The organism is Flavonifractor sp. An9 (assembly GCF_002161245.1).
In the GTDB taxonomy this organism is placed as follows: Bacteria; Bacillota; Clostridia; order Oscillospirales; family Oscillospiraceae; genus Flavonifractor; species Flavonifractor avicola.
The window spans coordinates 13904-25815 of sequence record NZ_NFHC01000009.1 but is presented as its reverse complement, the minus strand read 5'-3'; the positions used below and the strand labels follow the sequence as shown (position 1 = coordinate 25815).

The window sequence follows — 11912 nt, the reverse complement described above, 5'->3', positions numbered from 1 at the left end:
TTTTTCTTATTTCATTAAAAGGAATCCAAGAAGCGGTTCACATCGTGCAGGGCCGTGCCCACACAGGCGCTGTGAGATTTGAACCGGTCCAAAGTCAGAAATGCGCCATCCTCGTCAAAGAGGGTCTTTTGGCATACCTCCTGCCGGATCAGATCCAGCTGGTCCTCCAGATAGGCCGCCAGCATTCCGCCCAACACAATATCACAGTCCATGCCCATCCGAATGATGGCCAGACCGTCAGTCAGGTGATGGCGATATTGCTCCCAGGTCAGGGCAATCTGGTAGTTGCCGCACTTCAGCATGGAGAAAAACTCCTCCAGGGTAATGCCCAGATCATCGCTGAGCCGGGATGTGGAGCAGTAGGCTTCCAGGCAGCCCCGCTTGCCGCACCGGCAGGGTCTGCCGTCAGGCACAATGCAGATATGGCCGAATTCGCCGCTGCGGCCGTTGTCCCCGACATAGGGCTTGTTCCCCATCAGGATGGCGCCGCCCACGCCGCGCTCCAGAGAGAGATAAATCAAATTTCTGCTCTCGCTTCTTGCCCAGCTCTCCGCATATCCGCTGGCATTGGCGTCGTTTTCTACGCGAACTGCGTAGGAAAAGGCCCCTGTGATTTCAGCCAGAGGGATATCCCGCAGTTCCAGCGTGGGGGCAAACACCAGCCGCTCCCGCTCCGCATCCACAATGCCCGGAACGGTGATCCCCACGCCCAGCAGCCTTTTTCGATCCAGCCCCAGCGCGTCCAGGAAGTGCTCCAACAACTGGGCCACTTCCTGATAATAATGGGGGCTGTGGCTGAACTTCTTACACACTTTTTGGTATCCCAATTCCTGAGCCCGGATGTTGATGGCCACCAGCCGCACCGCGTCATCCATAATGGAGATGCCCACAGAAAACCGCGCGTCCGCCACCAGGGAGATGGTCCTGGGCTTCCGCCCGCCTGTGGAGGCCTGGGTACCGGAATAGGACAACAGGCCCTCCTCCAGAAAATCGTTCAGATTACCGGATACCGTAGGCAAACTTAGCCCCAGGGCCCCGGCAATCTCCTGCTTGGTCACCGGCTCCCCGTTTTGATAAATATATTGATAGATTCTTCGCCGATTGGTTTGTTTCAGGGCCGCAGACGTTAACGCTTTTTGCATACGCCACCCCTTCTTTTATAAAAGTATTTTCCATTACTATCAACCTATCATATTCTGGTCCAAAATGCAAGGGGCACCTGAAAGAATTTTCAGCTCGTGAAGGAAAGGGCACCTCCCCCTGCTTTCCCCAGCCGCTGGCTCCATTAACTATTTAGTTAATATCTTCTTGACTTCCCGTTCGAGATGCGCTATAGTCTTATTAGACAAATAGTTAATAGAGGTGTGGTATGGAACGCAGTGTATCTCTTTCTCACAGCGAGTGGCTCATCATGCAGGAAATCTGGAAACGAGGGACTGCTACCTTTCGGGAGATCTGTGACGGTGTTGCGGCCCAGAACTGGAGCAAGCCGGCGGTAGCCGCCTTCCTGAAGCGTATGGAGAAGAAGGGGGCCATCTCCTGTGAAGAGGCCAAGCCGGTAAAGCTCTACCGGCCACTGATTCAGAAGGAATCAGCGGTACAGGAAGAGACCCGGCAGATTTTGGACCGGGTATACGGTGGGGACGTGGCCCTGCTGGCCCAGTCCCTGGTGAGCTCGGAGGCGCTGGACAGCGCAGAGGTAGAAGAGCTGATCACGCTTTTGCGGAAAGGCAGGGAAGGCTCATGACACAGCTGCTGCAAATGACCGTACAGGGGACTTTACTTATCGCCGTGCTACTGCTCCTGCGCGCACTCTTCCGCAGTCGCATCTCCCCTGTGATCCTCTACGCCCTGTGGCTGCTGCCTGCCGCCCGGCTGCTGATTCCAGGCAGCGTGGAGAGCGCCTTTTCCCTGCAAAACTTCGTTCCTGCCCCGGCGGAGCAAGGGATGGCAACCGTACTTGGGCAGGGATCAACCCAAGTGCCCCAGCTGTCTCAGGCACAGACCACTGCCCCACCTGCTGCGGCAGACCTTGCACAACAGGCTGCCATACCCAGTGGTGCTGCTCTGGACGTAGGGACTCTACTTACAGTCAGTATGTATTATGATGGCGGTCAGGAGGACACGCTGTCCTGTGTCTTTGTCACCGGCGACGGCGGCAGAACCTGGGCGGCCATCACCAGTGGAGGGCCGGATCAGTCCGACTGATGCTGTTCCCTGCAAATCCGACAAGAAAAGGCCCCCGGAACAATGTTCCGGGGGCCCCAATGTTTGGCGTTGGATTAGTACATACCGCCCATGTCGGGGGCAGCGGGAGCAGCGGGAGCGGGCTCCTTCTTGTCGGCCACCAGAGACTCAGTGGTCAGCAGAGTGGCAGCGATAGAAGCGGCGTTCTCCAGAGCGGAACGGGTCACCTTGGTGGGATCCACAATACCGGCGGAGATCATGTCCACATAGGTCTCGTTGTAGGCATCGAAGCCATAGCCGGTCTTGTCGGCCTTCTTCACGTTCTCCAGCACCACGGAGCCGTCGATGCCGGCGTTGGTGGCAATCTGGCGCATGGGCTCGGTCAGAGCCTTGGCGATGATGCGGACACCGGTCTTCTCGTCGCCCTCGGTCTCGTCCAGCAGCTTTTCCACAGCGGAGACAGCGTTCACATAGGCGGTGCCGCCGCCGGCCACAATGCCTTCCTCAACAGCGGCGCGGGTGGCGTTCAGAGCGTCCTCGATGCGGAGCTTCTTCTCCTTCATCTCCACCTCGGTGGCAGCGCCCACGCGGATGATGGCCACGCCGCCGGCCATCTTGGCCAGACGCTCCTGGAGCTTCTCGCGGTCATAGTCGGAAGTGGTGGTCTCGATCTGGCTGCGGATCTGGTTGGTGCGGTTCTTGATGGCCTCGGAGCTGCCAGCGCCGTCCACGATGATGGTGTTCTCCTTGGAGACCTTCACCTGGCGGGCCTTGCCCAGCATATCCATGGTGGCTTCCTTCAGCTCATAGCCCATGTCGGCAGTGATGACGGTACCGCCAGTCAGAACGGCGATATCCTCCAGCATCTCCTTGCGGCGGTCGCCGAAGCCGGGGGCCTTGACGCACACCACGTTCAGGGTGCCGCGCAGCTTGTTGACGATGAGGGTGGACAGAGCCTCGCCCTCCACGTCCTCGGCGATGACCAGCAGCTTCTTGCCGGACTGCACCACCTGCTCCAGGATGGGCAGCAGCTCCTGGATGTTGGAGATCTTCTTATCGGTGATGAGGATGAGGGCATCGTCCAGAACGGCCTCCATCTTCTCGGTGTCGGTGACCATATAGGGGGTGATATAGCCGCGGTCGAACTGCATACCTTCCACGACCTCGCTGTAGGTCTCAGCGGTCTTGGACTCCTCAACGGTGATAACGCCGTCGTTGGAAACCTTCTCCATGGCCTCAGCAATCAGCTTGCCCACGGTCTCGTCGCCGGAGGACACGGTGCCCACGCGGGCGATATCGTCGGAGCCGTTGACCTTCTTGGAGTTGGCCTTGATGGCCTCCACGGCGGTGGCGGTAGCCTTGGCAATGCCCTTCTTCATGACCATGGGATTGGCACCGGCAGCCAGGTTCTTCAGGCCCTCACGGATGATGGCCTGGGCCAGCAGGGTGGCGGTGGTGGTACCGTCGCCAGCCACGTCGTTGGTCTTGGTGGAAACTTCCTTCACCAGCTGAGCGCCCATGTTCTCAAAAGGATCGTCCAGCTCGATCTCCTTAGCGATGGTCACGCCGTCGTTGGTGATCAGGGGAGCACCGAACTTCTTGTCCAGCACCACGTTGCGGCCCTTGGGGCCCATGGTGATCTTAACGGTATCGGCCAGCTGATTGACGCCGCGCTCCAGAGCGTGACGGGCTTCCTCACCGTAGCAAATGATCTTAGCCATAATGAATTACCTCCATGCAAATTCCGCCTGAGCGGAATTAAAATCAAAATTTGTCCGGAGCAGGACACGCGCCTGCGCAGGACACCTATGCTTGCTCCGCCACCGGCGGGCAACCGCCTTTGTGTACAAAGGCGAGGGGGGTATCGAAACCGCTGTGCCGCCTGCGGCGCGGCGGTTTCGTATCTAGGGGGGATGCAATCCCCCCTGGACGTTCTTTACTCCACGATAGCCAGGATATCGGACTGACGAACGATGGTGTACTCCTCGCCGTCGATCTTCACCTCAGTACCGGCATATTTGCTGGTGATGACCTTGTCGCCCACCTTCACGGTCATGGTGACTTCCTTGCCGTCCACCAGGCCGCCGGGGCCCACCTCGATGACCTGAGCCACTTCGGGCTTCTCCTTGGCAGAACCAGTCAGGATGATGCCGCTCTTGGTCTTTTCTTCGGCCTCGACCAGCTTGATGACCACACGGTCGGCGAGAGGCTTGAGTTTCATAATGGGTTCCTCCTTATATGATTCATTTTCTTATTAACCAATCCAATATGTTAGCACTCATTTTGCGCGAGTGCTAACCACGTGTATGATAATACCTCTCTCCGCACAAAAAATCAACCCCCTTTTTTGAAAAAAGGGGGTCGGTTTTGGAAAAATTCAAGTTTTGTTCACAAACTCACAGCAGGAGTGCTAATCCACACTCTCACATCTGACTCCAGTAATGCTTGGAACGCTCCAATTCCTGGGTAATCCTGATCTCCTTATTCTTTTCGTCCAGGTCCATGCCCTGACCCACCGTGCGGCAGGCTTTGCTGTTGATGGCGCACACAAAGACAGTGACCGCCACAAAAACCGCATAGAGCAGCCACGCCAGCAGACTCGTACGCAGGGCAGTCAAAAATGGGACCAGAAGGACGCAGGGAAGATAGAGGGCGCTCAAAATAATCATGGTCCACTTGACGATTCTGTACATAATATCCTCCTTTTGAACGGATAGGCCTATATTTGTACATCTCTATTTTACCATACACGCTTTCTCTTTACAAGCTCGCGCCCCCTGCCATGTGGCCCCGGCGGGATAGAAAAACTGCACCTTCTGATCGGACAGGCGGATGGACAGGTCGGTCCCCTCCACCAGTTCGCCGTCCACATTGACCGCGGTGAGCCGGTCGCACCGCACATTCATAGTCCGGCCCCGGCGCAGAATGGCCTGCGGGATGTCCCCGATCTCCCCCCGGGCAAATTTTTTGATCAGTGCCAGGACCGTAAAACGGGACACTGCCGGGATTACAATGAAGTCCAGCATCCCGTCGTCGGGCATAGCCGTGGGACTTGGATTGAAACCGCCGCCGTAGTACCGGCCATTGCAGGCGCACAACAGGGTGAACCGGTCGCCGGGCATAGGTTCGCCATCGATTGACACCTGATAGGGCAGGTGAATCCCCCGGATGATGGTGCGCAGGGCGGACATCTGATAGGCCGCCGTGCCGCTGACCAGGGGCAGCTTTTTAAAATCGGCGGCCCCAAACCCAATGCGGGCGTCAAAGCCCACCGAACACACATTCAGGGAGTATCGCCCGTTGCATTCGATTAAGTCCATGGCGGTCTGCGGCCCATCCAGCAGCTGCTCCAGCTGCCAGAACCGGGCTGCATCCTGGCCGAATATGCGCAGAAAGTCATTGCCCGAACCCATGGGGCAGTGGGTCACCGCCACATGGGCCTGTCCCGCGGCTCCGTTGACCACCTCATTGAGGGTACCATCTCCGCCGCAGGCATATACCCGCAGCGGGTCTCCCTGTTGGGCGGCCTCCTGCACCAAACGGGTGGCGTGGCCGCTTCCCTCCGTCCGCACCGCCGACCACTCCGACCGGCGGCCAGCCATAATGTGGCGTATCTTCTCCAGCATCTCCTGGCTGCGGTCAAACTTCCCCGCATGGGGGTTCATCACGAACAGGTGCCGCACAGGCACCCTCCTCTCTCTCTTTCAATCTGCTCCAACTCATGCGGCAAGGACATTGGGATTAAATGTCCCCCAGAGGGTCAGCCGCTGCTCCGCCCTTGCCATACGGGCCACAATGGCCGCCGCCTCCGCCCGGGTCACCGTTCCTTTGGGGTTGAAGGTCAGCTTGCTGTCCACACCGGTGAGCACGCCCTTGGCATACAGGCTGTAAATGGCGTCCGCGCCAGGATCGCCCGGCTTGACGTCGGGCACGGAGACCTTGATCCTGGACAGATCGTTGATGTTCTTCATGTGCTTGGCCTGGCTGGTAGCCGCAAAGATCTGGGCGATCTCCCGCCGGGTAGCCGGGCGCAGGTAGTCCTTTTGGCTGAAGGTGCCGCTCTGAATGATGCCGCTGGCCAGACAGTAGTTCACCGCGCCGGAGTACCAGTAGGGTCCGGTGGAACTGCTGGTATGGAAGCTGTCATCTTTATAGCGGCTTTCCATGGTGGCGGCCAGCTTGAGCACCTCAGCCACCGTCAGGGTCTGCTCCGGCGCATACCGGTTGCCGCCCACACCGGAGGTCAGCCCCACATTGTAGGCGATATCCACCCATACCGCAAACCAGTCCCTGGGAGACACATCGCTGAAATCGGTCAGCTTGCCCCGGGTCAGAGAAAACCGGGCGGAGGGCACTCCCTTCTCCACCAGGATGCGGGGCAGCTCAAAGACCGGGATCTTGGTGACCTCTCCATCGCGGGTCAGGGTAAGGACCCGTGTCCCACCCTGCTCTGTGATGGTGGCACTGTCATAGATCAAATCGTAAAGCAGATTGGTGGTTCCCCCCTGTCCGTCGGAGAAAGGCAGAATACTGGCCACACCCCAGCGGGTGCCCTTCTGCACCACATAGAGGCCGCAGTCCAGGGGCAGCAGCGTGCCGTACTCCGGCTGGATCAGGTAGGTGCCGTCCGGCCGGATCACACCCAGCTTTCCATCCAGATTGACGGCGGCCAGGCCCATGGAGAAGGATACCACACTGTTGTATTTCAGGGGGATGACTACCCGCTTCTGAGCGTCCACAAAGCCCCACTTGCCGTTATACTCACACTGGGCCAGTCCCTCGCTGTAGCCCCACACTGTAGCTCCCTCGGGTGCGGCCAAAGCCTGCCCCCCCAGCAGGAGGCAGAGCGCCAGCAGCAAACAGGGCAATCGCAGCGTCCTCTTCTTTTTCATATCCTACCTCCGTCTGTCAAGGCCGTACTGGAACAGGTCGCATTTCAGCATACCGTTATACAGCTTCCGCTTCTTGTCCGCCGTCCGGCCAAAAGTCCGCTCAAACTCGGTATGGGAGGAGAGTACGCTCACCTTCCACCCCTCCGGCAGGGTGCGTACCGCCTTGCCGAAGGCCCGGTACAGGTCCTCCGCCTCCCGCTTCTCCAGAATGCGTTCACCGTAGGGGGGATTGGTGACCACCCGGCCCACGGGGGCGTCCCGGTGGAATTTGGTGGCGTCGGCCACCTCAAAGCGGACCACATCCTCCACGTCGGCCTTTACCGCATTGTCCCGGGCAATGGCTACCGCCTTGGGATCGATGTCCCCGCCCCAGATGTCGTAGTCACCATGGAACTCCTTGTCCATGGCCTCGTCGGCGGCCTGGAGCCACAGCCCGCTGTCCAGCCACTTCCAACGCTGGGCGGAGAAGGCCCGGTTCAGTCCGGGGGCCCGGTTCTTGGCGATGAGAGCGGCCTCAATGGCGATGGTGCCCGAGCCGCAGAAGGGATCGCAGAAGGGATCTTTCCCCCGGTAGCGGGAGAGGAGCACCATGGCGGCGGCCAGGGTCTCCCGCAGAGGCGCCACCACGCCCACCGCACGGTAGCCCCGCTTGTGGAGCCCAGCCCCGGTGGTATCCAGCATCAGGGTAACCTCATCGTGCATCAGAGAGAACTGGACCTGATAGAGGGCGCCGGTCTCCGGCAGGGTATCCATGCCGTACTTCTGCCCCAGCCGGGCGGCCAGAGCCTTTTTCAGCACAGACTGGATGGCAGGCAGGGCATGGAGCTGGGAGTTGAGGGAATATCCCTTTACAGGGAAGGCCCCCTCCCGAGGGATAAACTCCTCCCAGGGCAGGGCTTTTGCCCCTTCAAACAGGGCCTCAAAGTCGGCAGCATGGTACCGCCCCACCACCAGCAGCACCCGCTCGCCGGTACGCAGGTTCAAATTCACCCGGGGGATGTCCGCCGGCCGGGCCTTGCAGCCCACCCGGCCATTCTCTGCCTTCACCTCCGGCAGGCCCAGCCGGCGCAGCTCCTCGGCACACAGGCCCTCCAGGCCAAACAACGTGGGGATCAGCAATTCCAGTTCTTTCATGTCAGGCTCCTTGTCACAGCAATCGTTTGGTCCAGTATACCCTATTTCGCCCCGCTTGGCAAACTGTAACGGAATGTCACTTCCCTTTTTTATGGAACTATGCTAGGATAAGCGTAAGAAAGGAGGTCCGTCTATGCCAATACCCAGTATTTGCTGGCTGGTGGCGCTGGTGGTTCTGGCCGTTCTGGAGGGAGTGACTGTGACCCTGGTCTCCCTGTGGTTCGCGCTGGGCGCACTGGCCGCACTGATCACGTCCTTTTTTGTGGATAACATCTGGATTCAATTTGCGGTATTCCTGGTGGTCTCTCTGGTCACCCTATTGGTGATCCGTCCCCTGGCCCAGCGCTATGTGACCCCCAAGCAGGTGGCCACCAACGCCGACCGGGCGGTGGGCGCCGAGGGTGTGGTCACCCAGGCCATCGACAACCGGGCCGCTCAGGGTCAGGTCACCGTAAGCGGCGCCGTCTGGACCGCACGCTCCGATTCGGAAGAGCCCATCCCCGAAGGTACCCCTGTGCGGGTCCTGCGGATCGAAGGGGTCAAGCTCATTGTAACCCCCTCGAAAGAACGCTGTGTTTCTCATTAGTAATAAGGAGGAATGGAGTATGTTTGACAATATCCCCATCATCCCTATCATTGTTATCATTTTGGTGGTATTGATTATCCTGCTGCTGGCCGCCAACCTGAAGATCGTCCAGCAATCCAAGGCCTATGTCATTGAGCGTATGGGCGCCTTCCACTCCGTGTGGGGCGTGGGCGTCCACTTCAAGCTGCCCTTCGTGGAACGGGTGGCCAAGGTGGTCTCCCTCAAGGAGCAGGTGGTGGATTTTGCCCCTCAGCCCGTCATCACCAAGGACAACGTGACCATGCAGATTGACACGGTGCTCTACTTCCAGATCACCGACGCCAAGCTGTATACCTACGGCGTGGAGCACCCCATGAGTGCCATTGAAAACTTGACCGCCACCACCCTGCGCAACATCATCGGCGAGCTGGAGCTGGACCAGTCCCTCACCAGCCGGGACATCATCAACTCCAAGATGCGCTCCATCCTGGACGAGGCCACCGACCCCTGGGGCATCAAGGTCAACCGGGTGGAGCTGAAGAACATTATCCCGCCCAGAGAGATCCAGGACGCCATGGAGAAGCAGATGAAGGCCGAGCGGGAGCGCCGGGAATCCATCCTCCAGGCCGAGGGCCAGAAGCAGTCTCAGATCCTGGTGGCTGAGGGCGAGAAGCAGTCCCTCATCCTCCGGGCCGACGCCGCCAAGCAGGCCGCCATCATGAAGGCCGAGGGTGAGGCCGAGGCCATCCTGAAAGTGCAGCAGGCCACCGCTGAGGCCCTGAAGCTCCTCAACGAGGCCAGCCCCACCGACCAGGTGCTGAAGATCAAGGCCCTGGAGGCCTTCCAGGCCGCGGCCAACGGCCAGGCCACCAAGCTCATCATCCCCTCGGAGATCCAGGGACTGGCAGGCCTGTGCGCCTCCGCCAAGGCGGTGTTTGAGTCCTCCGCCGATGCACCTAAGAAATCCTAATATCCCCTGCCATTCTAACGGCGCGCCGCAGTTTCGCAGCGCGCCGTTTTTTGTTCTTTTAAATTTTATGACATTCCATCACATTTACCTTGACAACTATCCTTGTCAGTGCTATGCTTATTTTGACAAGGATAGTTGTCATTTTGACGCAGATATTTGTCAAACCGGAGGTGTGACCATGCCGCTTTACAACCGGCTCAAGGAATACCGGGCCAAACTGGGGGTCAATCAGCAGGAGATGGGCCGCCTGGCGGGGGTATCCCGCCAGACCATCAGCCAGATTGAGCGGGGAGATTATTCCCCCTCCGTAACCCTGGCTCTCAAGCTGGCTAAACTCTGCGGGGTAACCGTGGAGGACATTTTTACCTATCAGGAGGATGAGCACGATGAATGACACAGTAAAGCGGGACAATCGCAGGTCCTTCCCTCTCTTTTTGCTGGTAATTCTGTTATCCGCCGCCCTGGGCGCTGTTGCGGGCTTTTTCAGCGCCATGGCGGCGGACCGGGGAACACTGGACCTAATCTGGGCCGGGCTTGACCGGCTGATGGAGGTCATCACCCCCTGGGCCATCCCGGTGTGCAGCGCTGTGCTGCTGATCCCCGGCTTTATCCTGTATCGCGCCGCCAAAAAGGGATATGCCGCCTGGGACCAGGAGTCGGATGATGCCTACCAGAAGATGGAGGACCAGCTGAGTTATGCCCTGCTGCTGAGCAGTCTGGTGGTACTGGCCAATCTGTTTTTTCTGGCGGCGGGCTTTCTCTACGCCGACATTCTGACCAACGCCCTGTGCTTCCTGGTATCCATGGGTCTCATGATGGTCCTTCAGCAGAAGGTGGTTGATCAGACCCGTCGGATGAATCCCGAAAAAAAGGGCAGCGTCTACGACGTGAACTTCCAAAAAAAGTGGCTGGAAAGCTGCGACGAACTGGAGCGGGCCCAGATCGGGCAGGCCTCCTTCCGCGCCTTCAAAGCTGCCAACGGAGCCTGTGCCGCCCTCTGGCTGGTGCTGATGCTTCTGAGTCTGGTGGCCGACATCGGCCTTCTGCCCATTCTGGTGGCAGTGCTGGTGTGGGGGGTACTCCAGGTGTCCTACACCCTTGAATGTATCCGCCTTAGCCACCGCGGTTCCAGATAAGCAACAGAACGGGACGCCCGCGGGCGTCCCGTTCTGCTTTAGTTGCACCAGGTAATGTTGTCGTTCTTCCGGTCCGGAGCGGTTGGATGCTCCCCGGCGGCATAGCCCAGGGCTACACCGATCAGGGGCTCGTAGCCCTCCGGCAGGCCCAGTCTGGCACGCAGAGCCGGGTCGCTGAAGGCAATCATGGGACCCATGAGGAAGCAGGAGCCCAGCCCCAGCTCGGTGGCGGCCAGCATCATATTCTCCGCCGCGCAGGACACATTGGCCATGTTGAAGCCCTTCTCGTCATTTCCGCCCGGGGCGGAGAGCACCACCAGGGCCGCCGCGCCATAGAGGGGATGGAAGCCCTCCTGGGCGGCCAGATCCTCCAGGAAGGGCACACCGGAGTGGGCCATCCCCTCCACCGCCGCGGTGTCCACGGCACTGATCTGCTCCGGCCCCACAAACACACTCATATGGAACTGCCCGAAGATGGGCGCCTGATTGCCCGTGCGGAGCACCGCCTCCAGCTTCTCCCGCTCTACGGGCCGGGCCTCATAGGCGCGGATACTCCGGCGGGTCTCGATCGCCTGCTGTACATTCATTGAGAAATACCCCTTTCTTTTTTCGTGCTTGTGGCTATAATTATAAATATCGTCTAAAAATGCGCAAGTACGCAATTTTTCTTTACTCAGTAAGAAAAAACTTAGTGAGGAGGGGTATTGATGGAGGGCTGTCCCGTCAAATTCGCCCTGGGACTGGTCAGCGGAAAGTGGAAGCTACGCATCCTCTGGGAGCTGAACCAACAGGAGATCATCCGTTTTAACGAGCTTCAGCGCAGGCTTTCCGGCATTTCCAGCGTCATGCTCTCCAAATCCCTGGAGGAGCTGGAGCAGTGCAAGCTGGTCCACCGGGAGCAGTACCCGGAAATTCCGCCTAAGGTGGAATATTCTTTAACCGAGCTGGGCCGTTCCATTGACCCCGCCCTCCGGGCGCTGGGAGAATGGGGAACGCACGCCTACGAGGAGATCCATGCCAACTGAATG

General features: G+C 59.1%; 15 protein-coding genes. 7 read left to right on the top strand and 8 right to left on the bottom strand.

From position 1 onward, the window contains the following. Nucleotides 1–14 precede the first annotated feature (14 nt). Entirely contained in the window at nucleotides 15–1142 is a 1128-nt protein-coding gene (locus tag B5G40_RS07640) for an ROK family transcriptional regulator (RefSeq protein ID WP_087268095.1), read from the bottom strand. A 227-nt stretch (nucleotides 1143–1369) separates the two neighbouring features. Between B5G40_RS07640 and B5G40_RS07635 the strand changes: the two genes are divergently transcribed. After that, nucleotides 1370–1747 (top strand): BlaI/MecI/CopY family transcriptional regulator, encoded by a 378-nt coding sequence (locus tag B5G40_RS07635; RefSeq protein ID WP_087399245.1) that lies wholly within the window; start codon nucleotides 1370–1372, stop codon nucleotides 1745–1747. Continuing rightward, nucleotides 1744–2208, top strand: coding sequence for a M56 family metallopeptidase (locus tag B5G40_RS07630; protein ID WP_087399244.1), 465 nt, complete (start codon nucleotides 1744–1746; stop codon nucleotides 2206–2208). Before B5G40_RS07635 ends, B5G40_RS07630 begins: the two co-directional genes overlap by 4 nt. 74 nt (nucleotides 2209–2282) lie before the next feature. Here the strand turns inward: B5G40_RS07630 and groL are convergent, their stop codons facing one another. The 6 genes from groL to B5G40_RS07600 form a co-directional block, all read right to left on the bottom strand. Beyond that, on the bottom strand, nucleotides 2283–3908 hold the full coding sequence (gene groL / locus B5G40_RS07625) for a chaperonin GroEL (protein ID WP_087327248.1): 1626 nt from the start codon (nucleotides 3906–3908) through the stop codon (nucleotides 2283–2285). 215 nt (nucleotides 3909–4123) lie between these two features. Beyond that, nucleotides 4124–4408, bottom strand: coding sequence for a co-chaperone GroES (locus B5G40_RS07620; protein ID WP_087188593.1), 285 nt, complete (start codon nucleotides 4406–4408; stop codon nucleotides 4124–4126). 202 nt (nucleotides 4409–4610) lie between these two features. Beyond that, a complete protein-coding gene (locus B5G40_RS07615) occupies nucleotides 4611–4880 on the bottom strand; it encodes a hypothetical protein (RefSeq protein ID WP_087327245.1) in 270 nt (89 codons plus the stop codon). Nucleotides 4881–4922: 42 nt separating this feature from the next. Continuing rightward, entirely contained in the window at nucleotides 4923–5870 is a 948-nt protein-coding gene (locus B5G40_RS07610) for a diacylglycerol/lipid kinase family protein (protein WP_242958759.1), read from the bottom strand. A gap of 36 nt (nucleotides 5871–5906) precedes the next feature. Then, a complete protein-coding gene (locus B5G40_RS07605) occupies nucleotides 5907–7079 on the bottom strand; it encodes a WG repeat-containing protein (protein WP_087399243.1) in 1173 nt (390 codons plus the stop codon). A 3-nt stretch (nucleotides 7080–7082) separates the two neighbouring features. After that, nucleotides 7083–8213: a THUMP domain-containing class I SAM-dependent RNA methyltransferase gene (locus B5G40_RS07600; RefSeq protein ID WP_087399242.1), complete on the bottom strand. Its 1131-nt coding sequence runs from the start codon at nucleotides 8211–8213 to the stop codon at nucleotides 7083–7085. 133 nt (nucleotides 8214–8346) lie between these two features. Here B5G40_RS07600 and B5G40_RS07595 point away from each other — a divergent pair, with 133 nt between their 5' ends. The 4 genes from B5G40_RS07595 (at nucleotide 8347) to B5G40_RS07580 (ending at nucleotide 10884) form a co-directional block, all read left to right on the top strand. Continuing rightward, complete coding sequence (locus B5G40_RS07595) at nucleotides 8347–8799, top strand: NfeD family protein (RefSeq protein ID WP_087399241.1); 453 nt, start codon at nucleotides 8347–8349, stop codon at nucleotides 8797–8799. A gap of 19 nt (nucleotides 8800–8818) precedes the next feature. Beyond that, complete coding sequence (locus tag B5G40_RS07590) at nucleotides 8819–9748, top strand: SPFH domain-containing protein (RefSeq protein ID WP_206407224.1); 930 nt, start codon at nucleotides 8819–8821, stop codon at nucleotides 9746–9748. Nucleotides 9749–9926: 178 nt separating this feature from the next. Next, nucleotides 9927–10142 (top strand): helix-turn-helix transcriptional regulator, encoded by a 216-nt coding sequence (locus B5G40_RS07585; protein ID WP_087330934.1) that lies wholly within the window; start codon nucleotides 9927–9929, stop codon nucleotides 10140–10142. Continuing rightward, nucleotides 10135–10884 (top strand): DUF3169 family protein, encoded by a 750-nt coding sequence (locus B5G40_RS07580; RefSeq protein ID WP_158099493.1) that lies wholly within the window; start codon nucleotides 10135–10137, stop codon nucleotides 10882–10884. Before B5G40_RS07585 ends, B5G40_RS07580 begins: the two co-directional genes overlap by 8 nt. A gap of 38 nt (nucleotides 10885–10922) precedes the next feature. Here B5G40_RS07580 and B5G40_RS07575 read toward each other — a convergent pair whose 3' ends face one another. Continuing rightward, nucleotides 10923–11471: a nitroreductase family protein gene (locus B5G40_RS07575; protein WP_087399240.1), complete on the bottom strand. Its 549-nt coding sequence runs from the start codon at nucleotides 11469–11471 to the stop codon at nucleotides 10923–10925. Between the two features lie 120 nt (nucleotides 11472–11591). Here B5G40_RS07575 and B5G40_RS07570 point away from each other — a divergent pair, with 120 nt between their 5' ends. After that, nucleotides 11592–11909, top strand: a complete 318-nt coding sequence (locus tag B5G40_RS07570) for a winged helix-turn-helix transcriptional regulator (protein ID WP_087268161.1) — start codon at nucleotides 11592–11594, stop codon at nucleotides 11907–11909. Nucleotides 11910–11912 lie beyond the last annotated feature (3 nt).